The organism is Acinetobacter sp. EKM10A (genome assembly GCF_011075215.1).
GTDB classification, from domain to species: Bacteria; Pseudomonadota; Gammaproteobacteria; order Pseudomonadales; family Moraxellaceae; genus Acinetobacter; species Acinetobacter baumannii.
This window is the reverse complement of sequence record NZ_JAALLK010000011.1, coordinates 86,034-111,855: the sequence shown is the minus strand read 5'-3', so window position 1 is coordinate 111,855 and position 25,822 is coordinate 86,034. Positions and strand designations below refer to the sequence as shown.

General features: G+C 38.2%; 23 protein-coding genes, 4 tRNA genes and 2 pseudogenes. 12 read left to right on the top strand and 17 right to left on the bottom strand.

Translation table 11 applies throughout. The annotated features are described in order from the left end of the window. Positions 1-94 precede the first annotated feature (94 nt). The 3 genes and pseudogenes from G9371_RS14035 to G9371_RS14025 all read right to left on the bottom strand — a co-directional run bounded on the left by G9371_RS14035 (position 95) and on the right by G9371_RS14025 (position 2,956). Positions 95-1,205 (bottom strand): annotated as a pseudogene (locus tag G9371_RS14035) (DUF6670 family protein). Positions 1,206-1,223: 18 nt separating this feature from the next. Next, the gene (pssA, locus tag G9371_RS14030; RefSeq protein WP_000180205.1) at positions 1,224-2,057 is read right to left on the bottom strand and encodes a CDP-diacylglycerol--serine O-phosphatidyltransferase; all 834 of its coding nucleotides are present in this window, start codon (positions 2,055-2,057) and stop codon (positions 1,224-1,226) included. A gap of 41 nt (positions 2,058-2,098) precedes the next feature. After that, positions 2,099-2,956, bottom strand: coding sequence for a 23S rRNA (adenine(2030)-N(6))-methyltransferase RlmJ (locus G9371_RS14025; protein ID WP_001109438.1), 858 nt, complete (start codon positions 2,954-2,956; stop codon positions 2,099-2,101). A gap of 117 nt (positions 2,957-3,073) precedes the next feature. On the opposite strand from G9371_RS14025, the gene G9371_RS14020 reads away from it, so the two are divergent. Further along, positions 3,074-3,679 carry a 2OG-Fe(II) oxygenase gene (locus G9371_RS14020; protein ID WP_165471283.1) on the top strand — a complete coding sequence of 202 codons (606 nt, stop codon included), beginning with the start codon at positions 3,074-3,076 and terminating at the stop codon, positions 3,677-3,679. A 67-nt stretch (positions 3,680-3,746) separates the two neighbouring features. Then, positions 3,747-4,274: a hypothetical protein gene (locus tag G9371_RS14015; RefSeq protein WP_000021434.1), complete on the top strand. Its 528-nt coding sequence runs from the start codon at positions 3,747-3,749 to the stop codon at positions 4,272-4,274. A gap of 48 nt (positions 4,275-4,322) precedes the next feature. Here G9371_RS14015 and G9371_RS14010 read toward each other — a convergent pair whose 3' ends face one another. The 4 genes from G9371_RS14010 to G9371_RS13995 form a co-directional block, all read right to left on the bottom strand. Next, positions 4,323-4,568, bottom strand: coding sequence for a DUF2789 family protein (locus G9371_RS14010; RefSeq protein WP_000462894.1), 246 nt, complete (start codon positions 4,566-4,568; stop codon positions 4,323-4,325). Between the two features lie 162 nt (positions 4,569-4,730). After that, entirely contained in the window at positions 4,731-5,717 is a 987-nt protein-coding gene (locus tag G9371_RS14005; protein ID WP_000813006.1) for a malate dehydrogenase, read from the bottom strand. Between the two features lie 211 nt (positions 5,718-5,928). Further along, positions 5,929-6,591, bottom strand: coding sequence for a hypothetical protein (locus G9371_RS14000; RefSeq protein ID WP_000877279.1), 663 nt, complete (start codon positions 6,589-6,591; stop codon positions 5,929-5,931). Positions 6,592-6,648: 57 nt separating this feature from the next. Beyond that, positions 6,649-8,592: a lytic transglycosylase domain-containing protein gene (locus G9371_RS13995; protein ID WP_029424145.1), complete on the bottom strand. Its 1,944-nt coding sequence runs from the start codon at positions 8,590-8,592 to the stop codon at positions 6,649-6,651. Positions 8,593-8,880: 288 nt separating this feature from the next. Here G9371_RS13995 and miaB point away from each other — a divergent pair, with 288 nt between their 5' ends. From miaB to ybeY, 3 genes are read left to right on the top strand one after another with little or no spacing between them, the layout of a single operon-like run. Further along, on the top strand, positions 8,881-10,332 hold the full coding sequence (miaB, locus tag G9371_RS13990; protein ID WP_000218141.1) for a tRNA (N6-isopentenyl adenosine(37)-C2)-methylthiotransferase MiaB: 1,452 nt from the start codon (positions 8,881-8,883) through the stop codon (positions 10,330-10,332). 37 nt (positions 10,333-10,369) lie between these two features. Further along, entirely contained in the window at positions 10,370-11,458 is a 1,089-nt protein-coding gene (locus G9371_RS13985) for a PhoH family protein (protein ID WP_000122983.1), read from the top strand. 9 nt (positions 11,459-11,467) lie between these two features. Continuing rightward, positions 11,468-11,944: an rRNA maturation RNase YbeY gene (gene ybeY / locus G9371_RS13980; RefSeq protein ID WP_000703571.1), complete on the top strand. Its 477-nt coding sequence runs from the start codon at positions 11,468-11,470 to the stop codon at positions 11,942-11,944. 89 nt (positions 11,945-12,033) lie between these two features. On the opposite strand, the gene G9371_RS13975 is transcribed toward ybeY, so the two are convergent. Next, positions 12,034-12,918: an energy transducer TonB gene (locus G9371_RS13975; protein WP_029424144.1), complete on the bottom strand. Its 885-nt coding sequence runs from the start codon at positions 12,916-12,918 to the stop codon at positions 12,034-12,036. A gap of 230 nt (positions 12,919-13,148) precedes the next feature. On the opposite strand from G9371_RS13975, the gene G9371_RS13970 reads away from it, so the two are divergent. From G9371_RS13970 to G9371_RS13960, 3 genes are all read left to right on the top strand, one after another. Then, complete coding sequence (locus tag G9371_RS13970; protein WP_001193961.1) at positions 13,149-13,820, top strand: hypothetical protein; 672 nt, start codon at positions 13,149-13,151, stop codon at positions 13,818-13,820. Between the two features lie 157 nt (positions 13,821-13,977). Then, positions 13,978-14,691: a DUF3108 domain-containing protein gene (locus tag G9371_RS13965; RefSeq protein WP_029424143.1), complete on the top strand. Its 714-nt coding sequence runs from the start codon at positions 13,978-13,980 to the stop codon at positions 14,689-14,691. Between the two features lie 72 nt (positions 14,692-14,763). Beyond that, entirely contained in the window at positions 14,764-15,339 is a 576-nt protein-coding gene (locus G9371_RS13960; RefSeq protein ID WP_000543071.1) for a xanthine phosphoribosyltransferase, read from the top strand. A 52-nt stretch (positions 15,340-15,391) separates the two neighbouring features. On the opposite strand, the gene wrbA is transcribed toward G9371_RS13960, so the two are convergent. Beyond that, positions 15,392-15,985 carry an NAD(P)H:quinone oxidoreductase gene (gene wrbA, locus G9371_RS13955; RefSeq protein ID WP_029424142.1) on the bottom strand — a complete coding sequence of 198 codons (594 nt, stop codon included), beginning with the start codon at positions 15,983-15,985 and terminating at the stop codon, positions 15,392-15,394. Between the two features lie 287 nt (positions 15,986-16,272). Between wrbA and G9371_RS13950 the strand changes: the two genes are divergently transcribed. Beyond that, positions 16,273-17,520: a YihY family inner membrane protein gene (locus G9371_RS13950; RefSeq protein WP_000893466.1), complete on the top strand. Its 1,248-nt coding sequence runs from the start codon at positions 16,273-16,275 to the stop codon at positions 17,518-17,520. 20 nt (positions 17,521-17,540) lie between these two features. Here G9371_RS13950 and G9371_RS13945 read toward each other — a convergent pair whose 3' ends face one another. Continuing rightward, entirely contained in the window at positions 17,541-18,455 is a 915-nt protein-coding gene (locus tag G9371_RS13945) for a DMT family transporter (RefSeq protein WP_017725593.1), read from the bottom strand. Between the two features lie 105 nt (positions 18,456-18,560). Between G9371_RS13945 and G9371_RS13940 the strand changes: the two are divergent. Further along, positions 18,561-19,355, top strand: a pseudogene (locus G9371_RS13940) (AraC family transcriptional regulator). A 75-nt stretch (positions 19,356-19,430) separates the two neighbouring features. Here the strand turns inward: G9371_RS13940 and G9371_RS13935 are convergent. Both G9371_RS13935 and G9371_RS13930 read right to left on the bottom strand, forming a co-directional pair. Continuing rightward, on the bottom strand, positions 19,431-20,072 hold the full coding sequence (locus G9371_RS13935; protein ID WP_029424141.1) for a fumarylacetoacetate hydrolase family protein: 642 nt from the start codon (positions 20,070-20,072) through the stop codon (positions 19,431-19,433). Between the two features lie 39 nt (positions 20,073-20,111). Beyond that, entirely contained in the window at positions 20,112-20,609 is a 498-nt protein-coding gene (locus G9371_RS13930) for a YcxB family protein (RefSeq protein ID WP_000139385.1), read from the bottom strand. 224 nt (positions 20,610-20,833) lie between these two features. Here G9371_RS13930 and G9371_RS13925 point away from each other — a divergent pair, with 224 nt between their 5' ends. Then, positions 20,834-21,526: a nitroreductase family protein gene (locus G9371_RS13925; protein WP_000007414.1), complete on the top strand. Its 693-nt coding sequence runs from the start codon at positions 20,834-20,836 to the stop codon at positions 21,524-21,526. Between the two features lie 121 nt (positions 21,527-21,647). On the opposite strand, the gene G9371_RS13920 is transcribed toward G9371_RS13925, so the two are convergent. Further along, a tRNA-Arg gene (locus G9371_RS13920) sits at positions 21,648-21,724 on the bottom strand. 591 nt (positions 21,725-22,315) lie between these two features. On the opposite strand from G9371_RS13920, the gene G9371_RS13915 reads away from it, so the two are divergent. Continuing rightward, on the top strand, positions 22,316-24,739 hold the full coding sequence (locus G9371_RS13915) for a beta strand repeat-containing protein (RefSeq protein WP_029424140.1): 2,424 nt from the start codon (positions 22,316-22,318) through the stop codon (positions 24,737-24,739). Between the two features lie 59 nt (positions 24,740-24,798). Here G9371_RS13915 and G9371_RS13910 read toward each other — a convergent pair whose 3' ends face one another. The 4 genes from G9371_RS13910 to G9371_RS13895 form a co-directional block, all read right to left on the bottom strand. After that, a complete protein-coding gene (locus G9371_RS13910) occupies positions 24,799-25,395 on the bottom strand; it encodes an HAD-IB family hydrolase (RefSeq protein WP_029424139.1) in 597 nt (198 codons plus the stop codon). Positions 25,396-25,502: 107 nt separating this feature from the next. Continuing rightward, positions 25,503-25,579, bottom strand: a tRNA-Arg gene (locus G9371_RS13905). Between the two features lie 39 nt (positions 25,580-25,618). Further along, positions 25,619-25,695: transfer RNA gene (locus G9371_RS13900), tRNA-Arg, on the bottom strand. 10 nt (positions 25,696-25,705) lie between these two features. Next, positions 25,706-25,796 (bottom strand) — tRNA-Ser (locus G9371_RS13895). Positions 25,797-25,822: the final 26 nt, after the last annotated feature.

Here is a 25,822-nt window from a genome sequence, read left to right as displayed (position 1 = left end):
TAACTGTTTTTCAACAAGTTTCTATCTGCATCACCGCCGATGGATGTGCATTATAGACCATTAATAACCCTTTGCAACCCCTTTTTATAGCAATTCATATTAAGCGGTCGTTTTTTACCCAAAAATGATAAAAATATTCATTTTTTATATAAACACGGCTGTAAAAGCAGCAATTTATCGAGCATTTTTTCGTTTTGATTCTTTTCTTGCCATCTTAAAGGTCGACAATCAATGTATTCACAATATCCACCTTCTCCTTGAAGACATTGATCATTCCAACTTAATTGATAACGAAAACTTCCTATGTATCCAGCAGCTAACCCAAATTTGTAATCACCACGACTTTCACCATAGAGTTCAAAAATAACTTTTTCATTTTTTTTACATTGCCAAGAAAACTCTCTTGGTAAATACATTTCTCGCCCATGCGGTGTTTCAACTTTTGGATAAACCCGGTGGATGTGGAAATTAACATCTTCGGTAAACGTGACGGGCTGCTTTCCTAGTTCTTGAATATCTAAACGTGAAAATAGAATGATATTCCACTGATTTCTTATTTGAGAAAGTGTAACTTGAGTTGTTTCATTCAAATTAATAATTTGGCAGGTATAAAAACATAAAGATAAAAAAGGTAAATGTAAGGCCCGAGCATGTTTAAAACGGCCTAATCCATTGACCTCATATTTCTGTCCTTTATATAAAATCTCACCTTCACAGTGGCACAAAATAGACCAATAGTCAGATATTCCCCACTGCAATGCTGATGAATTCGAAATATCGGAAGGAGTTTGGACGATTAAATCACAACTCATTTCAGAATCGATTCGTCTAAGCTGAACTCTTGGGATTTGCCACTCAATAAGATCAGTTTTATCGAATTGATACCGACTAGGATTAAGCTGACATTGGCGTCGAATGGAATAAGTTTTTAAGTGCCCTACACTATGTAAGCTATTGCTAACCAGTACGGTTGCTGTATCAACTGCAGAAGTCACAATACTATTTGCATTATAGCAAAGAGGGATTCTAGGCTGACCGATTAGACTAATGTAATTAAAGTAACGAAGTGGTGCAGGCAGGTTAGGGAGAATTAAACCTTGATAGACAACTTTAAAAAAACCTCTAGCGGGCTGATAGACAACTCCCCCATTTGAGTTGAGGCTCAGTTGCTGTAATTGATTTTTTTCACTTATCAACTTAGGCATACCGAACCTCATCTAATTTTATGTTTTGATGGTCTCGTTATTTTTTTTAGCTAAAAGTGTGGTAACAAAACCTGATAGAGCATAGATGATTGATACAATCAAAATACCCATTGGAATATTATAAGTGATTGCTGCAAAAATCAGTACTACTGGCAACATAACTACAAAAGGAACACGCTTACGATCCATTTGCTTAAATGAGTAATATTTAATATTAGAAATCATAAGTAGTCCCACAACCACCATGATAACCGCATTAATGGTTTGAATAGCAATATCGCGTAAATCAAAAATGAACGGATAATCACGAGCTACCCATACGAGTGAAATAATGATAATCGCGGCGAGTGGGCTAGCAATACCAATAAAATAACGCTTATCAACCACTCCAATCTGAACATTAAATCGTGCTAAACGGAACGCGGCACAAGCGGTATAAACAAAACAGCATGCCAAACCGATACGGCCTAAGTCATGTAGACTCCAGCTATACATTAGCATTGCTGGCGCTACACCAAATGCTAACAAATCTGATAAAGAGTCATATTGCTCACCAAAAGCACTTTGGGCACCAATAGCTCTGGCAACGCGTCCATCTAACCCATCAAATAATGCTGCAAGAAAAATGGCATAAATCGCTTGAGCAAATTCGCCATTCATACTTGCAATAATGGAATAGAAACCAGACAACAAAGCGGCTGTCGTGATTAAGTTAGGCCAAAGGTAAATACCTCTGCGCTTCACTTTTTGTCCTTCCGGATTATCTTCTTCTTCAACCACTTCGAACGTAATCCCATCAAAAGAATGTTCATTATGAGTTAAATCTTGCTCTGGTTTAGGCGCATTTGTCATTATTTTCTATTCCAAACATGTGCATTGATTTAGATTAATTATTACTCACCCACTAACCAACGTACAGCGGCATGACCACCTGTTTCTTGCATACGTAAGTGAGGGAATAACCATTGTAGGGCTTGATCTGCTTGTTCGGAGAACTGCCAAGGTGGGTTAATTACTAATAATCCACAACCATTCAAACCTACAGGTGTGTCATCTGGCCAAACACAAATTTCACAGATTAATTGACGGCGAATTCCAGTTTTAAACATTTTCTTTTCAAAACGTTCAATCATTGCGCGATCTTTAATTGGATACCAAACCGCGAAGACACCTGTTGGCCATTTTTTATAAGCGCTTTGTAAAAGTTCAACCAATTGCGGGAAATCCTTACGCTCTAATTCGTAAGGTGGATCAATCATCACTAAACCGCGCTTTTCCTTTGGTGGAATTACGGCAAGCAAGCCTTCATATGCATCACGCTCATGCAAACCTGCACGTTTATCATGAATGTTATGGCGTAATTGTTGAAATACATCACGCTGCATTTCAAATATTGTAGCCTTATCAATTTCACGCATACCTTGCAAAGCAAACCACGGAGAGCCCGGATAACTTCCCTTACCTTCTTGAGCACGTAATTCTTCTACAAGTTTTAGGTATTGCTGGATGGCTTCAGGAGCTTGGCGCTTTTCCATGTCAGAAAGCTGTACAAGACGATGAATACCTGTTAGGAATTCTCCTGACTTTTGTGCAGGTGCCTGAGATAGATCATATTTTCCTGCACCTCCATGCGTATCGATATAACGATAAGGTTTATCTTTAGCATTTAAACGGTTGAGAAGCTGTAGCAAAAGCACATGCTTCATAACATCTGCAAAGTTGCCCGCATGGAAATGGTGACGGTAATTCATGTTGACTTTAATTCCTCAATTCAACGATTAGTTTAACATGAAAAAAATATTCTTTCGTAAGGTTGTGATCATCTAAAATAAGGCTGCTTGATTTTCTTACGATCGATATGAGGTTATATGCACTCTCAACCGCTTCCTGACTGCTGGAATCTGGACCAGATTTTAGATGACTTAAACGCCCATGGTTTCGCAATTGTGAACCACGCTTATTCTGCTGAATATCATACTCATGTTGCCAAAGAGTGTAGCCATCACTTTGATGAGTTTCGAGAAGCGGGTATTCAAAATGGTGTGGTGAGTACGATCCGAAGCGATCATATTTTATGGATTAACGAATCTCTTCCTGTGGCTGAGCAGCATGTAGAAACATTAACTTCATTTTGCCAGCATCTAAATCAAGCTTTCTTTTTAGGGATTAAAGAAGTAGAAGCACATTTTGCCTGTTATAACCCGGGTGAATTCTACGCATTACATCGAGATAATCCTCAGCAAAAAAATGATCGTATTATGTCTACCGTTTATTATTTACACCCTCAATGGCAAGATGACTGGGGTGGACAATTACGCTTACAAGATAAAAACAATATTTGGCACATTATCACACCAGAGCCTAATCGCTTAGTTATATTCCAGAGCAATTTGCTTCATGAAGTTTTAGTTTCTAAACAGCAGCGCCTCTCTATTACTGCTTGGCTTCGTAGCGGAAACTCAATTTGGGTTTAAAATAAAGCTCTTTAAATTTCTTAAACGGACCCGATATAAAAGATATTGATTAAAAAGGCGAAGGCGTATGTCTATTGAAACAAAAGCGATTGTGTCCAGAATTGGTGAAACAGACCAACTCTATTTAACTGAGAATACGCCCGAGCTTGCTTTGGAGCGTGCAGAATTACGTATGCAGCTCGTTACGTTAAGCCGTGTTCGCCAAGAACAAATACACTTCTTGCAAGAAGCCATTGTTTTGCTGGAACAAGCTCGTATGGAATATGAAGAGATGCCAATGAGTTTGTATTTAAACCTATCGCTGCATTTAGCTAAAGCTTATATGCTTTATTTTGAGTTAAATAAGGAAAAACGTTTTGCGCTGATTGCTCAGCAAATTTTGAAACCTCTAGCTCATCATCAACATGGCGATATATATTTTTTCTTGGCTTATGCGTCAGCAGCACAGCAAGAGTCTGCACTAACTCGTCATTGGCTCACAAAATATTTATCAACTGCTCAATGTGATCTTGAGTTGCTTCATGAACATCCTATATTTAATCCGGTACGTCATGAACCATGGTATAAAAATTTAATTAAGTTAAGAACTCACTAACTTATTAATGAAAAAGGCCTGTTAACTATAACAGGCCTTTTTCATTTGTTATTTTTTCACACTATCTTCATGTAATTGCTCATTCAGCTCATCAATAACTACAATCCACTCATCATCTTTTTCCCAATGACTTTTTAAAAAATCACTTTGACCTTGGGACCAGAAAGAGGCCTCATGTAACTTCTGTTCAGCCGGCAATTGATGCGTTCTGATAAAATTTTCAATACTTGCATCATCAGAATCTAAACCCAATTGCTCAAATAAAAGTTGTAATGTCGGTTGTTGTTCAAACATTGTTATTCTCCCATGGCTTCTTTTCAATAATCTAACAACAATAGATGTGAGTTGCATATCTATGCCTATATTTTCTTGTTGTTTTTTGTGTGTTCTTATTAAATTTCACATATAAAAAAGCACCCTACAAGAGAGTGCTTTCCAACTCATCAAACTGATGAATTATTTTACCATGTCAGCAATTGCTGCACGTTCTTCTTCAAGCTCGTTTAGAGTGAAGTTGATACGCTCACGGCTGAATTCATCGATTTCTAAACCTTGAACGATTTTGTATTCACCGTTTTCAGTTGTTACAGGGAAACCGAACATAACGCCTTCAGGAATACCATAAGAACCGTCAGAAGGAACACCCATAGTTACCCACTTGCCGTTTGTACCAAGTGCCCAATCACGCATATGGTCGATTGCAGCGTTAGCAGCAGAAGCAGCAGAAGACAAACCACGCGCTTCGATAATCGCAGCACCACGTTTACCAACAGTTGGAAGGAATACGTCTTTGTTCCAAGCTGGATCGTTGATCTTGTCTTTTAAGCTTTCACCATTTGCAGTTGCAAAACGGTAGTCAGCATACATAGTTGGAGAGTGGTTACCCCAAACTGTTAATTTTTCGATGTCAGCTACAGCAACACCAGCTTTTTGAGCAACTTGAGTCAACGCACGGTTGTGGTCAAGACGCAACATTGCTGTGAAGTTTTTCGCTGGAAGATCTGGAGCAGATTTCATCGCAATGTAAGCATTCGTGTTTGCAGGATTACCTACAACTAATACTTTAACGTCACGGCTAGCAACTTCGTTTAATGCTTGACCTTGGCCAATGAAGATTTCGCCGTTAACTTTTAACAAGTCAGCACGTTCCATACCAGGACCACGTGGACGAGAACCTACCAATAACGCATAGTCAGCATCTTTAAATGCAACTTTAGGATCATCAGTCCCGATCATGCCAGCCAATAAAGGGAAAGCACAGTCATCAAGTTCCATCATTACGCCTTTAAGCGCTTGTTGTGCTTTTTCAACTGGAACTTCAAGCAATTGTAAAATAACAGGTTGATCTTTACCTAGCATTTCACCGCTTGCGATACGGAATAATAAGCTGTAACCAATTTGACCTGCAGCGCCAGTCACGGCAACACGAACGGGTTGCTTCATGTAATTGTCTCCAATGAGTGTCCTTAATCGGGTTAAGTAGCGATTCTACTTAACCAAATCATCATAAACGGCAAAGATTGTACTCTAAAGAAGTGGCAGATGCATGTAAAAGCGACTCATTTTCACCAAAAGTCTGATAGAAAATACAAATTAATCTTTACAAATAGATTCAATGTATGGTCAGCATTTTTTTATGAAATGATCATTGCTCTTAATAACTGCCTTTAATGGTAATTTCACTTGGGCAATTAGAGACAACGTGATTTGAGCATTGCTTATATTGACCATTTACCGTGTAACAAACTTTAACTTCTGTTAGTACGACATCAGAGCGTGAGAGCTGACAAGTGAAGCGAATACCATTTTGAGGTAAGCTCGGATTAAGCTTGGTAAATTGTTGACGTAATGTAGATTGCTGCATTTCCACATTAGTAGAGCTGGTTAGATTAGCAGGTATTTTTAAACGTTCAGCAAAGTTAATAATCGTACGGAAATATTGACTTGCATTCATAGGCACACAGCCACCCACACTTCTCCAGAGTTGCACACGAGCATTATTGTCGGGCATCACCCGAGCGACCACCTTAGCTTGCAGTGGTGACAGTGTAGCTGAGCTTTGTGTTGAACAGTCAGTTCTGGTGGTTTCAGGCATTAAACCAGTAATCGTAAGCGAATATCCTTCAAGACATTTACGCTGCTTTTGTTTAGAAGGATCTAGCGCACAAATAGCAGGCGTCATCTGTACATGCATAACATAACCTTGCACGTTAACAGGTTCCGCATGTAAAACAGAACTCAACAAACCAACGCTTGCACAGATGATCCACCATGCAAGTTGCGATATTGATTGAAGTCCTAGGTCTCTATATTTCATTTAATTAAAACTTGGTTATGCCAATTAAAAGAATGTTCCATCATTCATCATCTAAAACTAAGGTGATGATCGCGTTGGAATGACTTTCATACGTTGTATTAATGATTGAGCACCTTGACCTAATATCACTCCATAATGCGTCGCATTCGTCATGACATGCTTGACATAATCTCTGGTCTCAAGCAATGGAATGGTTTCTGTATATTGATCAGCCTCAATCGGTTGATAATCAGGTTGCCAACGTCTTGCCCGATTCGGCCCAGCATTATAACCTGCCGTTGCTAAAACAGGGTTATTACTTAATTGCCCTTGAATCATCGATAAATAAAATGTCCCATAACGAATATTGGTGTTCATTTCACTTAACGCTGCCGGATTATATGTTTCTCCCATCTGGCGAGCAATCAACTTTGCCGTATCTGGCATAATTTGCATAAGTCCACCAGCACCTACATGAGAGCGTGCCGAGGTAACAAATCGGCTTTCTTGACGCATTAAACCATAAGCCCAAGCAGGATCAATTCCAGCATTGTAACTATGGCTTACGACATTGGTCTTATGCGGGGTCACATAACGATACGTATCATTATGTTTATTCGTTGTACGATCTGCCGCATAAATCGCGCGGTCATACCATCCCATATCATGAGCACGTTTTGCCGCCGCTAATAGTAATCCATCATCATGCTGAAGATATGCTTGACGAACAGCCCAGTTCCACTCTCGGTTAGTATAGGTTGGGTTGGCATTAATCCGTCTTAAAGTAAATGCACGATTAAAGTGAATATTTTGATCTAGACGGCGTAAATCACTTGCAGTTGGCTCATCATTATACGGCTGATGATTATATCGTACGCCTAAACGGTCTTTTGCAAGAAGGTTGTGATAATCATCCCCACTTTCAGCTAATTTTTTATAAATACGTTGTGCCGTGTTTTTAGAATTACTATCGCCACGTTGCTCTGTCGCACGCGCTAACCAATATTGCCAGCGATCTTCTTGTTTTTGTGAAACCGACATACTATCAATTGCACGAATTAAACTTTCCCAGGCACTAAAACGAATAGCTTGTCGTGCATAAATTTCAGCTTCTTCAGGACTTAACGGATAGCCATAACTTGCGTCAAAATATTGAAGGACTTCACGGTTAAAGTTGTTTTTCATTACCGTAGTTCCACCAATATAGGCTACGGTTCGATAGAGATACTTTTGCACGCTCTCTGGAGTACCTTGCGCTACACGCTGTACATTTGCAAAAGCATTACCTAAATCATTATTTGCTAAACGACCTAGTGCAAAAATTAAATAGGCATAATCTACATCATTGGTTTTTGGTGCTGACCACAAGTAATTCAGTGGATTCGCCTGAATCTGATTGAGCTGAGCCAAAGACAAATTCAAACTCAAAGTCTGCGCTGTAGCAAGCGCCTGTCCAGATAAACCTGCACGTAACTGTACCCAAAGACGCTGCTGCTTGTCTTGTGTACTCATTAATGGACTAGACAGCATCATACGGCCAAGTCCAATACATGATTCTGGTTGCGATTCAGTGGCTAACCATACATCTTTATATTCAGCAAAAACTAATGCATCACCACTTTTAGCTCTCACCTGCGCTAAAGCACAATTTTCGGCTTGGTCAGGATTCGAAACATAAGGCAAGATTGGTTGTGCAGATGCAAAGTCAGCTTGTTTAACTTTTTCTTCAACATAATCCGCGGCCAGCTTTTCTGCCATAGCAGACTGTGGATAGCGCTGTGCGAAGCTTACAATTGATGTCGGCGATTGAAAGCCTAAATTTGTGTTTAATTTCCAATATTCAGGATAGTAGCCCAACACATCATTTTGCATTGCAAGCTGATATTGATCTAACAATGCAGTATTACCACTATTGGCGGCATTTAGTGCATCGTTAAATTGTTCTTCTGCAGCATAAGATAATGAACAACCAAGTAAACACACAGCTCCTAACCAGCTACGATGTGCATATTTATTTTTCATCACACGACTCTTGTTTGATGAGCTCTTTTTACCTGGTCTCATAAATGCGTTAAATCCTGACTATCCACCTTTAGGCATAGTTTAATTATTCTTCATGCTTTCTTTTGTTGTGTTATGTAACTATCTGATTCAACATCATTAAAATTCATGTCATTTGTCTCCATAAATCATGTGTAGCTTATGGGAGTTTATTGTTATCTGTTCTGCTCAAAATACTGCTATAATGATTGGTTTGACCCGTTTTGGGTCATTTTATTATTTAACTAGATCGATCTGTTAGGAGCCTGCATGACGGTTCAAACCTTCATTCCCAATGGTGCCAAAGCTGCCTCAGAAAACACTGTTACCCAGCCAACGCACACCACTGATGTTTCAATAAAGAAACTATATATTGAAACTCAAGGGTGTCAGATGAATGAGTATGACAGTCACCGTATGGCAGACCTTTTGGGGGATTCTCATGGTTATGTGTTAACGAATAACCCTAATGAAGCAGACATTCTGCTCATGAATACTTGCTCTATTCGTGAAAAAGCACAAGAGAAAGTATTTAGTGAATTAGGCCGTTGGCGTAAACTAAAAGAACAAAATCCTGATCTTGTTATTGGAGTGGGTGGATGTGTTGCTTCTCAAGAAGGTGACAATATTCAAAAACGTGCACCTTATGTCGACATGATTTTTGGTCCACAAACCTTACACCGTTTACCGCAAATGCTTGATCAACATCACGCACAAGTGGAAAAGCCAAAAAAAGAAAAAATTAAGCTCGTTGACATTTCATTCCCTGATATTGAAAAATTCGACTTCTTACCTGAACCACGCGTAGAAGGTTTTAAAGCATTCGTTTCTATTATGGAAGGTTGCTCTAAATACTGCTCTTTCTGTGTTGTTCCATACACTCGTGGTGAAGAAGTTTCACGTCCACTTGATGATGTTCTTGCAGAAATCGCAGGTCTTGCTGAAAAAGGTGTCCGTGAAATCAGCTTACTTGGTCAAAATGTAAACGGATATCGTGGCGAAACATTCGAAGGTGGCATTTGTACCTTCCCTGAATTGTTACGACTCGTTGCAGAAATTCCAGGTATTGGCCGTTTACGTTATACAACTTCACATCCACTTGAGTTCTCTGATGAACTTATTCAGTGTTATGAAGATTTACCTCAAATGGTTTCACACTTACATTTGCCAGTACAAAGTGGATCTAACGATGTACTCAAAGCAATGAAGCGAAATCACACGATTGATGTATACATCGATAAGATTGCCAAGTTACGCAAAATACGCCCTGATATGCATTTATCGAGCGATTTCATCATTGGTTTCCCTGGTGAAACGGATGAAAATTTTGCAGAAACATTGCAATTTATCAAAGACTTAGACTTTGATCATTCTTATAGCTTTGTTTACTCAAAACGCCCAGGTACACCAGCATCTGACTTACCAGATACAACCCCTGAACACGTTAAAAAAGAACGTTTAGCACAAGTTCAACAAGTCATTAAGCAATCTAGTATTGAAAAAACTGACGCAATGCTTGGCAAAATTGAACGTGTACTTATTGAAAAAGTATCTGATCAAGACCCTAATATTTTAGTAGGTACAGCAGACAATACACGTTTAGTGACTTTTGTAGGCGATGCATCGTGGGTTGGTCGTTTTGCAGAGATTGAGATTACTGAAATTAAAACTTTAAATTTAGTTTACGGCGAACTCTTGAATCTTGAGCCTGACGTGGCGTAATGTAGAGGTATTCTAAAGTCTACTGAAAGGTTTTCTCTTGACTGCAGCGATTCGACGTACCGTAACATTTCCTGAAATTTCAATGGAACGTTTAAAGAGCATCTTGGGTGCCTATAATGGGCACCTTAAGCAAATTGAACAGCGTTTAGATGTCAAAATTACTCATCGTGGAGATGTTTTTTACATAGATGGTGAGATAGATGCTGTTGGGAGAGCCGAAGCGTTATTGCAACGACTCTACGAAGAAACAGAGGCGTCCCAACAAATCAGTGCTGACCTGTTACACCTCTTGATTCAATCTTCGCAAACTGAACGAAACTTTGAACTAGTTGGCGAAGAAATGGATGAGCATGATGCGCCCATGGATGTCTATTTCCAGACTCGAAAAGGTCGCATTAATCCACGTGGTGCCAATCAAAAACGCTATGTACAACGTATTTTACAAAGCGATATTTCTTTTGGTGTAGGCCCTGCTGGTACAGGTAAAACTTATTTAGCAGTTGCTGCCGCAGTGGACATGTTAGAACGTAATGAAATCCAGCGCATTTTACTTGTCCGCCCTGCGGTAGAGGCAGGAGAAAAGCTCGGTTTCTTACCTGGTGATTTAACCCAGAAAATCGACCCATATCTACGTCCTCTTTACGATGCCCTTTACGAAATGCTGGGCTTTGAAAAAGTAGCCAAGTTAATCGAACGTCAAGTGATTGAAGTTGCACCACTTGCTTATATGCGTGGTCGTACTCTTAACCATTCATTTGTGATTTTGGATGAAGCTCAAAACACTACACCAGAACAAATGAAAATGTTCTTGACCCGTTTAGGTTTTGGCTCTCGTGCAGTGATTACAGGTGACATTACCCAAGTAGATTTACCTCGAGGCCAACAATCTGGTTTGGCACACGCTCTTCGCGTACTTGAGAACATTAAAGAAATTCATATTACCCGTTTCCATTCCCGCGATGTAGTACGCCATCAACTTGTTCAAAAAATTGTTGAAGCTTATGAGGGGTGGGATGGTGAACAACAGCGTCTTAATGCTGAAGCACGTGCTGAACGTAAAGCACGCCAAGAAGCATTAATTGCTGAAAACGATACAGCAGCAGACTTGCAACATCAGGATGCTTAAGGATTCATTTTGAAAATCAGTTTAAGTTTACAACAAGACTTTCAATCCCCTGAGTTAGAGCTCAAACGAGCTCAACTCAAAAAAATTATTGAGACAACTTTACGCCACGTTGGCTATAAAGAAGATTGCGAAATTGGTATCGCATGTGTTGATTTGGAAGAAAGCCATCAACTTAACTTGCAATATCGAGAGAAAGATAAGCCAACTAACGTTCTGTCTTTTCCAAGTGATATTCCTGAAGAAGTTTTACCAATGCTCGACGCATTACCGTTGGGTGATTTAGTAATTTGTATTCCAGTGGTATTACAAGAGGCTTTGGAACAAAAGAAAACCGCACAAAATCATTTTGCGCATCTTTTAGTTCATGGGGTTCTACATTTACTTGGTTATGACCATGAAACAAGTGATGAGGATGCTGAAGAAATGGAAGGTTTAGAGATCGAAATCTTAGCTAAACTCAATATTGCCAACCCATATCAGGAATAATCAAATTCCCTCATACGATTAAGAACGCAGTCAGCTTCTTAATACATTTTAAAAATGTGGATATCCTAAAAGTTATCCACATTTTTTCATTAATGAACTTCAAATTCAGCTTCAGCTGGATCAAAACGCCATGTACGAATAATACGAAGTTCCGAAATATCTTTCATATTTGCATCAAAACGGCCAAACGGCGCTCCACGCCGTACCGATGCCTTTGCTGCTTCATCTAGAACTGGATGACCTGAGCTTTCAAGCAAACGAATTGCACGAATTCCCCCTTGAGCATTCAAAATTACCATAAGGCGAACTTCACCTTTTAACTGTTGCTGTTTCGCTTCTTCTGGATAATAACGGTTGCCATAAAGCTCTACTTTTTCACGAAATTTATCTAGATAAGCTGCCGACGCATCTTTCTTGGCTTGAATACCATCTACTGTTTTTATTTTTTGTTGGCGACTAAAATCTTGCTGACGTTGTAAATACTGAGCTTCAAGACTCGCTACCATGGCAGCTTTTGCCTGAAACTGACTTTGTAATTGTTCAAGTGCTTTTTTTCTTTGGCTCTCCTCTGCTTGTTTCTGCCAACTCAATACAGTCATGAGTACTTTTTCTTCAAATTTAAGTTCTCTTTGTTGCTGCACTTTTTCTAAAGTTTCTAGCTGAGCTTCTCCTGTTGAAGCATCACTTGGCATAGGCGCTGGAGAGTTACTCGACATCCGATGAGCTGCCCGAAAAGCTCCTGAACCTTGTTGATCGGCTTGAGCTAAAAAGTCTGCATGCTTGATTACATCTTCAGTAGGATGAATCGATATTGCAATTTCTTTAGTCGATTGTTCTGATGGCGCAGGCATCGCAAAATGGATGAGCAACACAAAAATATGCAGTAAGATTGCTAATATTATTGCAGCGATAAAGACTCGGTCTTGCCACCAATAATAAAAAGGCTCTATGGATAGACTTCTTTTTTTCAACATAATCTTAAAAGCATATAGATGCCTTTTCCCCACGGTATTACCGAATAAAACATAAACTGATATTCAAATATGGATAAAAGTGTGATTCACTTCAAATATTGATATTTATCCATTTTCATTTTGTCAAAATGTATCAATTAAATTTGTTACACTGCAATATCAAAACCTGTTTTTTATCATAATAAAGATTGTGTGGATTCTTTAGTAAATCATCTTCTGGAAGTTCTTTTATGCAAACGCTATTTTCCTCATTAGTCAAACGTCTTCATAAAGTCTACCGAAAAGCTGAAGCCTTCATTGAGGAAGAAAGAGATTTTACATTATCGCAAACTTTTCTAAATGCGACCTTAGAACGCTACGTGACTAATAATGTCGAGTTTTTAGATGATCTACATGCAGATCTTTATCATGACTGGTTAAGACTCTATGCCACAATGCATGTTAAAGGTTTAGAGACCACTTTGTCGGTCGACTTAAAACTTATCCAGATGGAATTTAATAAAGAACAACAACTTATTGTTTTTGAGCAAATTAGTAACACACAAATTGTAGAAGCTAAATATAAAAATTTCTGGCAAAAAATTGCTGTAAAAGCGGCTATTTTTTACTATCACAAAATTCTAAAAAAAGATCCACTAGGCATGATTCTAGAGCGATTTGATGTAGCCCAAGAAAAAGATGACTTGATCTTCTTAGACCTTAACCGTTGGTTTGCTAAAAAGGCCAGTATTATTGAAACTTTAGGCAAGGTTCATATCAACTATGCACGAGTACGTGAAGCAGAATTAGTTGTCTTTGGTAATGTTAATCTCGCTGCTTTACTTTCCCGTGATCAAGATGATGATTCTGAAGATGAACTTGAAGACACTGAAATTACGCCAATACAGCAAAAAGATGTATAACAACAGTATGAACTAAAGAAATTCACTGTTAAAAAACACAAAGAGATTACATATTTAGCATAAATCCTGATTTTTTCTCCATGATCAACAGGCATAATATGCAAAAGTCATAGATGCATCAGCACTGACCTATCAGTCTGTACAAGGATATTTACTTATGGCAACAAAATTTCTGAAATCATTCAGCATCGCAACTGGTATTTCGACAACTTTGCTTATTGCAGGTTTCTCTAGCCATGCACTTGCCATGAGCCCATTTCAGGCAAATTATCAGTTTACCTACAATAATAAAGGTATGGGTTCAGCGACACGTGCATTGAGTCAACAAGGCAATAATTGGACTTATCAATTCACAGCAAAAGCAGGTGGAATCGCTTCTGCAAGTGAAACAAGTAAATTTAGTTTTGCAAACGGTAAAATTGGTTCACAAAGCTTTAGTCGTACCAGTAAAATTTTGATTCATAACAACACAATGAATATTAATTTTAATCCTGGCAATAAGACTATTAGCACGAAAAAAGACGATAAAGCGCGCTCATTCGCTTGGCAGGCAGGTGTACTTGATGAGCTAAATGCAGAATTACAGATTCGTGAAGATTTAAAAAATGGTTCACTTAAATCGTCTTACCCTCTAGCCGATGCAAAAGAAGTTGAAAATCGTCGTTTTGTTAAACAAGGCAACGAGAAAATTAAAACCTCTTATGGCACATTTGATACCGTGAAAGTTGTTTTACAACATAAGAAACCTGAGCGCAGCACAATTTTCTGGCTAGCTCCGAAATTAGACTACCTTCCAGTCAAGGTTAGTCATATTGATGGCAAAACATCTTATGGTTTGTTATTAACAAGTTATACAGGTAAAACGAATTAAAGCTTGCATTTTTTCGGATGCTTTTTAAAATACGCATTTGCTTTAAAAAGCATCCGTCTAGAGGATTCTCCCGTGCACGCACTAGAACAGAAAATCTTAACAGAAGGTATCGTTCTATCTGATCAAGTGTTGAAAGTCGACGCTTTCTTAAATCACCAAATTGACCCTGTACTCATGCAGCAGATTGGTAAAGAATTTGCCGCTCGCTTTAAAGATGCAGGGATTACCAAGATTATTACCATTGAAGCTTCAGGTATTGCGCCAGCAATCATGGCAGGTTTAGAACTTGGTGTACCTGTGATTTTTGCTCGCAAATATCAATCGCTTACTTTAAAAGACGATTTATACCGCGCTAAAGTGTTTAGTTTCACTAAACAGACAGAAAGTACCATTGCCATTTCAAATAAGCACATCAACTCAAGCGACAAAGCCTTAGTAATTGATGACTTCTTAGCAAATGGTCAAGCTGCGCTTGGTTTGATTGACTTAATTCATCAAGCAAATGCAGAAGTTGTAGGTGTGGGTATTGTGATTGAAAAATCATTCCAACCAGGCCGTGATTTATTACTTGAAAAAGGTTACCGCGTTGAGTCATTAGCGCGCGTTCAATCACTTGCTGATGGCACAGTAACTTTTGTAAAAGAATAAAATAGTTTAAATAAAAAAGAGCGGAAACCCGCTCTTTTTTATTGCCATAAATTTAAGAATAAAGTTTTTTTACGATTTCGCCTAAACGCTTCCCTTGAGCTTCACATAAAATTTTTTCATCTTGGCTTAAACTTTGATCATGTCTTGGACCGCTCACGTGGCTTGCGCCATAGGGAGTCCCACCTGTTTTAGTATTCGACAAAGCCGGAATAGAGTTTGGTAATCCTAAAATCATCATACCATGATGAAATAATGGAGGTAACATCGTTAATAACGTACTTTCTTGCCCACCATGCATTGAACCAGAAGAAGTAAAAACGCATGCTGGCTTATTATGTAAAGCACCATTTAACCAAAGGCTTGTAGTCTGATCCCAAAAATATTTCATTTCGCTCGCCATATTACCAAAGCGAGTTGGAGACCCTAGCGCTAGGCCTGCACAATTGGCCAGTTCCTCTAAAGTACAATAAATATCACCTTCTTCAGGAATGATTGGCTCAGCTTCTGTTACCACTGTTGCAATATTAGGTACTGTGCGAATTTTTACATTCATACCTGCCGATTCAACACCATTCGCAATAAGGTGCGCCATTTCTTTAGTTGAACCATATTTACTGTAATAAAGCACAAGAATGTAAGGTTGCATCGGTTTCACGAATTTTGTTAAAAAGAACACTATACGGTATTTTTTGTTTTTTTGACGTAGCCAATTTTATGAAATTCTAGAGGTGATTGATTTTTAAGGGCACAGTAACAAATATCGGTAAAAGCTTTTTACTACCTTTTGTTACGATGATACATACAGAACTTTCAGAATACTTTTTTATTCTTTAGGTTAAAGTTTACCCACATCAACGATAGTGTTCTCAACCGAATACACTGGTGAATATCAATCACCCACATCATGATTAAAAAAATCGGGATAGATGACGCATGTTAGAACGTTTTTTGAAGAAGCTTCCTTTTTATAACAAGACCTGGTTTCAATTTATTTTATTCGTAATTAAGCGTTTTGAAGCGGATCGTTGCCGTGAACAAGCCGGCTCCCTCACCTATACGACTCTTTTTGCCGTTGTACCTATGTTAACGGTATTTTTAGTTATTATTTCTTCAATTAAGGCATTGGAACCTGCCAGACAACAGTTACAGCACTTAATCTACAGTAATTTTTTGCCTAAAAGTACGATTGCTTTTGATAAAGCTCTTAATGCTTTTACCGAAAAGTCCAGTAATTTAACTGTAATTGGTGTGCTATTCCTCTTTGTCACAACAGTTTTAATGCTTACTTCAATTGAAACCGTTTTTAACCGAATATGGCGAGTAAAAGAAACCCGTAGCGGTATTGTAGGCTTTATGCGTTACTGGACCATTATTTCGCTTGGTCCAATTATTTTAGGCAGTGCATTTGTTATTTCATCAACTGTTGCTTCCATGAATTTATTGAGCAATAACTTCACAGGTTATCAACTTGATGGCGCCTTTTTACTCTGGCTTATTTCTTTTGTTCTCACAATTTTAGGTTTTTTTATTTTATATTGGACTATTCCCAACCGCACAGTTCCCCTATATGCAGCAGCAATTGCTGCATGCTTAAGTGCTGCATTATTTGAGACACTCAAAAATTTATTTAGCTTTGTTATGTCAAATTTCACCAGTTATGAAATCATATATGGTGCGTTTGCAGCAGTACCTATTTTCCTATTATGGGTCTTCTTATCTTGGAATATTGTATTGCTTGGTGTCGAGGTAAGTTTTGCTCTTACCGCTTTTCATTCAGGCAAAGAGCAAAAAAGACATCCGGTTTTAATGCTGCTCGATATCTTGGAATTATTCTATAAAAAGCAAAAACTTGGTGAAAGCGTAAGTGATAAAGAAGCATTAGAAATTTTAGGTCGTGGTGAAGTTGGTCGCTGGCCTGCTTATGTTCTCTTACTAGAAGAGCAAAATCTGGTTAAACGTACCGATAAAGATGAATATGTTTTGGTCCGCAATTTATCTCAAGTCGACTTTTGGAGCTTCTTCACTGCACTGCCTTATCCATTACCTTTACGTCAGGATGTATCAAATGTGCATGATGATGACGAATGGATGGAAAAAATTGGCCCAGCTTTAGTAGAGTCTAATGATTATTTAGCTGCAAAGCTCTCTATTCCACTTTCAACAATTTTTGAAGAGAAATAATACTCAACTAAAGTCAGGGCTTAGCTGCTGTTAGCTTTGCCCTGCTTTAGGCTCATGATGACTATTCCTGACAGCACTAAAATACTTCCAAAAATAAATTTAATTTCTAGTTTTTCCTCTAATAACAAAATACTAAATAACACACCAAATAATGGGGTTAAAAAAGAAAATATCCCTAATCGTGATGCAAGATAATTTCTTAATAACCAAAACCATAATAGTAAACTTGCAAAAGATACGATTAAAGTTTGAAAGCTTAAGCTTAGGATCGTTAAAGTGGTGAAATGAATTGTTGTTTGATTTGTTAAAAAAGCGATTAGTAAGAGTAGAACAAAACAGCCAAATAGTTGATAAAACAATGTTTGAGTTGCCGGCGCTTGAGCTAAAGGAGATAAACGAACAATAATTGTACTGAGTGCCCATGCAAGCCCAGCCATAAGTGCATATAAATCGCCTAACAAAACTTGTGCTAGAGCTGGCGCATTTGTAGCTGTGGTTGTTGGGTAAAATGTAAGAATGATCCCCATAAAAGCCAGAGTAATGCCACCCCATTGCACTCGATTCAGACGTTCAGTAGGAAATTTCCAATGAAGCCCTAATGCAACAAAAATTGGAGCGGTATACAGTAAAACTACTGTATGAGAGGTAGAGGTAAACTTTAAGGCTTGGGTGACGAAATAAAATTCTAATGAAAAAAATAAAGCAACAAGAGCGCCAGCTTTGCATTGTCTATAAGAAAATAGATGAATCGAATGATCTCGCCACAATAAAGGTAAAACTAGAACAGCAGATAAGCCGGAACGTAAAGCGATTTGCATAATCGGCGAAATATCTGGTGCTGCTATTTTCAGAACCACCTGTTGCAGCCCTAAGACCATACATAAAAGCACCATTAAAGCCGAAGCTCTGGTATCCAGATTTTTGCGCTCTTCCATTTAGCACCTTTATTTATAGCGAAAAATCTGACTATAGAACTGTCTTATTTAAATGATATAGTGAAAAACAGACAAGACATAAGTAATTTCAGGCAATTTTCAAAGATGAAAAAATCAGCTCAACGTGTGCAGGATTTTCAGGAAATTCCGGCTCATAACGCAATTCCTGATTTGCTTTGGTTCCGTGTTCGTAATGCACCCGCAGAAACGGTTTATCCTCAACATGCGCATGCATGGGGTGAGTTTATTTATGCGTTTAGTGGTGTACTCGAAGTTAATATTGATCAAATTAATTATTTAACCCCGCCACCTTATGGTATTTGGCTTCCTCCTTATACCAAACACAGTGGTATTAACCGCAACGAAGTGACTCATGCAACTTTATATGTTCATGAAAGTCTGTGCCAAAAGTTACCACAGAAAGCCGGTATCCTATTAACATCCCCACTTGTACCTGCTTTACTCGATCACTTGAGGCAAAACCCACAAGATGAAACCCAAGTCGAATATATACGCCTACTCCAAGTTTTATTAGATCAACTCATACAGGCTGAATTAGTGGGTAGTTATTTACCTACAACAGATCATCCAGCTTTAGCAAAAATTCTAAATGATTTACATCAATGCCCTGCCGATAACAGCACCTTGCAAGAATTAGCTGAACGAATAAATATGACTGAAAGAACATTGGCACGTTACAGTCAAAAAGAGCTGGGAATGTCTTTACATGAATGGAGGCAACGATTATAAGTAATGAAAGCAATGACCATGCTTAATCAAGGAAAAACCATAGAAAGTATCGCTTTTGATTTGGGCTATGCCAGCGCATCGGCATTTATTTATATGTTTAAACGTTGGATGGGTTTTACCCCAGACCAGTTCCGAAAGCTCTATCAATAAATTAATTTTGAGTATAATAAAAAACCCTATTATCCGTTTAATAATAGGGTTTAAAGTTTAATAACTTAAATAAAATTATGCTTTAACAAAAGTTTCCCAAACAAAATCTTGAGTAGCCCCTTTCAAAGTCATTTTTAGCTGATCGCCAGCATTTAATGGCCCTACACCTGCGGGTGTACCCGTCATAATGACATCGCCTGGCTCAAGTGAGAACACCTGATTAATATCTACTAAAAGATAAGCAATATTAAACATGAGCAAAGCAGTATTACCGTCTTGACGTAATTCATCATTAATATGGAAAGTAAATCTAGTCTCTTCCCAGTTCGTAATTTCACTTACATCTACCCAGTCTGCAAGCACACATGAACCATCAAAAGCCTTTGCTCTTTCCCAAGGTTGGCCTTTATCTTTTAACTCATTTTGTAAGTCACGTAATGTTAAATCCAATCCTAAAGTCACTGCACCAATAGCCTGCAATACTTTTTGCGGATCAGTTTCTCCTTTTAGTGGCTGATCAATGCGTAAAACAAATTCACATTCGAAATGACAACTACCCCACGCAGGATCCCATGAAATGCCTTCATCTAAACCAATCAAACTACTTGGTGGTTTGATAAATAAAACCGGACGTCCTGGCATTGCATTGTTCAGTTCTTTTACATGATCAGCATAACTTCTGCCCACACAAACGATTTTTGAAGGACGTGTTTTCATGAAGCTTCCTTTATTGTTGCGGCTAATAATTCCAATAACTTATTTCTTAAATGTATTTTCAAATATAGTTTGATCTGAGGCCTGAGCAAATGCACGTTTCGGTACAATGATGACCGTTTTATTTTTAAGCTCAAGCATATAAGTCAGCTTGCCTTTAGCAAAAGTCTGCACTTCACTATACTGTACAGCTTGTTTACGCCCAGCAGCATAGAGCTCAAAATAATCTTGATATAAATCGATTCCTTGCTCGCTCTTACCAAATTGATAACGTACAAATTGACGTTTAAACATCATAGGTAAAAGCCAGTAGCGCATTAGACCTTGCATAACCAAGAAAAAAACGCCTAAAGCAACATAGTAGCGGCCAACACCTGAAAAGCCTAAATATAAGCCCCAAATAATAATTGCAATACTAATAACAGGTGTCAAAAACCGTGTGAATTGCTTCTTTCCGAATGTCACCAAGCCAAATCCGTCTTGAGACTCTTCTAAATTTAAATAATAACGTAAAGATAAAGCGCTTTTTTGCTCGGTCATCACAATGTATCAATATTGAATAAATCGAAACTATTAGAGCATATTCATCTACGCTTTAAAATGAATCAAAAGTGATTTTTTATTTTTGCTTTAACTGTAAAGCTTTTATTAGTACAAGCTACTTATGCGTTTCATATATAGAACGTAGATTCATATTTATAAGGCTTATTTCATATTTTTAAATTTATAGAATGCTTCTATTGTCTCTTTTCGTGGAATTCGTCATGTCTTTCTTTGCAAAACTATTTGGCTTCAAACAAAAAACAACAGCTCAAGAAGATGTGGCTTTGAAAGCTGCTCAAGAGCTAGAACCTTCAAATGAAACCTCTTTTATAGAACTTATTAAAAACCGCCGCTCTATTTATGCAATTGGCAATAACTTAAGCCAATCAAATGATGAGATTGAAAAGTTAATTCAAGAAGCAATAAGACACAGCCCTTCAGCTTTTAACTCTCAATCATCTCGCGCTGTGATCTTATTTGGACAATCACATCATAAATTCTGGAATACAGTTCTAGAAGTTTTAAAAACCATTATCCCAGCTGAAGCGGTATCTGGAACAGAACAAAAAATTCAAAGCTTTGCAGCAGGTGCAGGTACAGTTCTGTTTTATGAAGACCAGAGCGTTATTAAAAGCTTACAAGAGCAATTTGAACTTTATGCTGATAATTTTCCGATCTGGTCAGAACATTCAACAGCAATTGCTCAATTTGCAGTTTGGAATGTATTAGCTGAACAAAATATTGGTGCTTCATTGCAACACTACAATCCAATTATTGATGAGAAAATTAATACCTCATTTAATATCCCAGCAGAATGGAAACTAAGAGCTCAGCTAGTTTTTGGTTCTATTGAAGGCGCAGCAGGTGAAAAAGCTTTTATTGATGATGAAAGCCGCTTCAAAACATTCGGCTAATAAATAGCTTCGAATTTAGATTTTTTTAAAGCTGGTTATCACAAGTACCAGCTTTCTTTATTAAAAAAATATAAAAAATAGGCACAAAAAAACCGCTATATCTAGCGGTTAATTCTTCAAGTGGTGCGCTCAGAGAGATTCGAACTCCCGACCCCTTAGTTCGTAGCCAAGTGCTCTATCCAGCTGAGCTATGAGCGCGTACTTGATGGAGGGCATTATACGCAGTTTTTTCATTTTAGAAAGACATTTTTCATCTTTTTGTCATCAAGCGTCTAGTTCTTAGCCATAATGAAATATTTAAGTAGATTAGCTTCAAAAAAGTCGAGATGATTGCCTATAAAATGTATTTGAAATATTTTTTTTCAATTAAAGTTCTCTATTTCCCATATCTAATTTGGGCATTTTGGCCAAATTGACAGGAACAAAAGTCTAGTTTTTTAGTCAGGATTATATAAATAAAATATTTCTACTTATGCAAAAGTCTTTTTATAAATAAAATTAGTTAGCTTTAATATTCATAAAAAATAATAAAAAAATAAAGAAAAAATGTATTCATCTATAAAGAATATATTATAAAAAAAATTATTATTTTTATGTCTAAATCTAAAGAATAACTAATTGTCAAAATATTATAAGTATCAATTTATTTGAGTAGAAATATGCATTGACACTTTTTGAGATCTACACAATACTAATTTTTAATTATTGCGATACATATCTCAATAATTGCGTAACGCAATATATAAATACTTACTTAAAAATACATAAATACACAGGAAATAGACCACCATGTTCTTACTGAAAAATCTCGTCTCTTCAATATCAAAAGTTACTCAGGACCTGGGTAATATTGTATCGATAACCCCTGTAGTAAATACAGGTTCCTCTGTTAATGTAAATGTTTCTGATATCAACATTGCTAATGTTTCAACAACAGGCTTACTTTCTAATGTGATTTCAACTGTAACCGATACAGTTTCACATACAACCACAGACTTAGTTTCTAATGTAGTTGGTACCGTAACAGGTACTGTAGGGTCTACAAGCCCAATTGATACTGTAACCAATATTATTGGCGGCGTAACGGGTGGCGTTACAGGCAACCCTCTTGAAGTTGTTACTGACATTATCGGCGGAGTAACGGGTGGTGTTGTCGGCGGAACTTCTCCAATCTCTCCAGTTATTGATGTTGTTCAAGGCGGCATTGATATTCTTCAAGGCATTGAAAGCTTAAAAACTGAAATTATTAATACAGGCATTGAAACTGTAGCTGATGCAGTTATTGGTGTATTACCTCAAGCTGAGCATCCAGTTTCTGAAATTGCAGACCTTGGCACATTAACTTTTGAAACTTCTCGTGACACAGTCAATGGTGCTCTTGAAGTTGTTTCTGATTTAGTCGGTGGTGATATTCAAGGCGCTACTGAATCAGCGACCGGTATTCTCGATACGCTTATTACAAATGGCACAACTGCTACAGGTATTGTTACTGGTGTGGTTGGAAGTGTTACTGATGTTATTGGTGGCGTAACTGGTGGTGTTGATGGCAACCCACTTGAAGTGATTACAGATATTATCGGTGGTGTAACTGGCGGTGTTGATGGCAACCCACTTGAAGTGATTACAGATATTATTGGCGGTGTAACTGGTGGTGTTGGTGGTGATAACCCTCTTGGCGTAGTAACTGATATTATCGGCGGCGTAACCGGTGGCATTATTGGTGGCGATACATCTCCTATTTCTCCAGTTATTGATGTTGTTCAAGGTGGCATCGATATTCTTCAAGGCGTTGAAAGCCTAAAAACTGAAATTATTAACACGGGTATTGATACAGTAGCCGACACTATTATTGGTGTATTACCTCAAGCTGAGCATCCAGTTTCTGAAATTGCAGACCTTGGCACATTAACTTTCGAAACGTCTCGTGACACAGTCAATGGTGCTCTTGAAGTTGTTTCTGATTTAGTCGGTGGCGATATTCAAGGTGCTACTGAAAATGCAACCGGTATTCTAGGAACACTTATTCAGAATGGTTCAACAGCGACTGGAATTGTTACTGATATTCTTGGTGGCGTAACAGGTACTATCGGCGGCGTAACTGGTGGTATCGGTGGTGACAATCCGCTTGGCGTAGTAACTGACATTATCGGCGGCGTTACTGGTGGTATTGGCGGTGACAATCCTCTTGGCGTAGTAACTGACATCATCGGTGGTGTTACTGGCGGTATCGGCGGTGATAATCCGCTTGGTGTAGTGACTGACATTATCGGTGGTGTTACTGGCGGTATTGGCGGTGACAATCCTCTTGGTGTAGTAACTGACATCATCGGTGGTGTTACTGGCGGTATTGGCGGTGACAATCCTCTTGGTGTAGTAACTGACATCATCGGTGGCGTTACTGGTGGCATTATTGGTGGTGGAACATCTCCTATTTCTCCAGTAATCGATGTTGTTCAAGGCGGCATCGATATTCTTCAAGGGGTTGAAAGCCTAAAAACCGAAATTATTAACACTGGTATTGATACAGTTGCGGATACAATTATCGGTATCCTTCCACAAGCAGAACATCCAGTTTCTGAAATTGCAGACCTTGGCACATTAACTTTCGAAACGTCTCGTGACACAGTCAACGGCGCTCTTGAAGTTGTTTCTGATTTAGTCGGCGGTGATATTCAAGGCGCTACTGAATCGGCTACCGGTATTCTCGATACGCTTATTACAAATGGTACAACTGCAACTGGTTTAGTAACTGAAATCATTGGCGGAGTAACAGGAACTATTGGTGGCGTAACTGGCGGAGATAGCCCACTAGGATTAGTAACTGATTTACTTGGTGGTTTAACTGGTAGCGTAGGCGGCGACAGTCCGCTTGGCGTAGTCACTGACCTTCTCGGCGGTTTAACTGGTAGCGTAGGTGGTGACAGTCCACTTGGCGTAGTCACTGATCTACTCGGCGGTTTAACTGGTGGTGTTACTGGCGGTACAGACAACCCTATCGGTATCGTAACGGATATCGTTGGAAGCTTAACGGGTGGTGTTACTGGTGAAGGCAGTTTAGATGTTATTTCTAATTTGCTAGGCGGATTAACTGGTGGTAGCTTACTCGGTGGTGTAACTTCTACAGTATCTAGCGTAACAAATACAACGCATACGATCGTACCGACATCATTACTTACTGATAACTTCCTAGAAAACTCTTTCAATACTGTTTAATAATTACAAAGAAAGCCACTTTATATAAGTGGCTTTCTTTTTTAATATATTTTTAAATATTAATTAATCTCTTGCCATTTATAATATTTTCTATGAGCTAACTCCAACATTGCATAATCATTAGGTGTATCACCATAAGCATAGATTATAGGATATTGAGTTAAGTCATATTTATTTTTTATTCTATTTACTTTTTCTAAATAACCACAATCACCATCAATAAAATAACCTGTCAAAATACCATTATCTATTTCAAGTTGATTACAGATAACATCCAGATCTAAAGATTTACACCAAATTTCCAAGTAAACACTTAATGAAGCAGATACAACAACAACAACCTGATCTCCCTGTTGTTTATGCCAGAGAATGCGTTCTAAAGCATTTTCACGAATACAGGAAGGAATTACTTTTTTAGCAAACTCTTGTCCTTTGTATATCAAAGAAGCTGCATCATAGCCGATATATCCCACTTGGCAGAGCTTAGTACGGATCGTTTTATCCGTTACCCACCCAAGCTTATAACCCGCTATATAAGGTGCAAGACGGATGCCACCTAATATTTGAGTTTTTTTACTCAAAGAAAATTTAAGGAATAAACTGAAGGTATCATTATGGGTGATCGTGCCATCAAAATCGAATAAAGCCAGATTCATTTATCGTTATCTCTAATATAATTAAAAAGTTATAAAATTTAGATTTTTAAAAATTAATAAACAGCAGATACAAAAAAACCGCTATAAAAGCGGTTAATTTTTCAAGTTGGTGCGCTCAGAGAGATTCGAACTCCCGACCCCTTAGTTCGTAGCCAAGTGCTCTATCCAGCTGAGCTATGAGCGCGTAACTTGTGTGCTTTTCAGCGATTTGTTCGATTTTACTTGGTGCGCTCAGAGAGATTCGAACTCCCGACCCCTTAGTTCGTAGCCAAGTGCTCTATCCAGCTGAGCTATGAGCGCATTAAGTAAATGGCGGTGAGAGAGGGATTCGAACCCTCGATACCAGTAATAGGTATGCTTCCTTAGCAGGGAAGTGATTTCAGCCACTCATCCACCTCACCGGAACGAGCCGCCATAATACAAACTA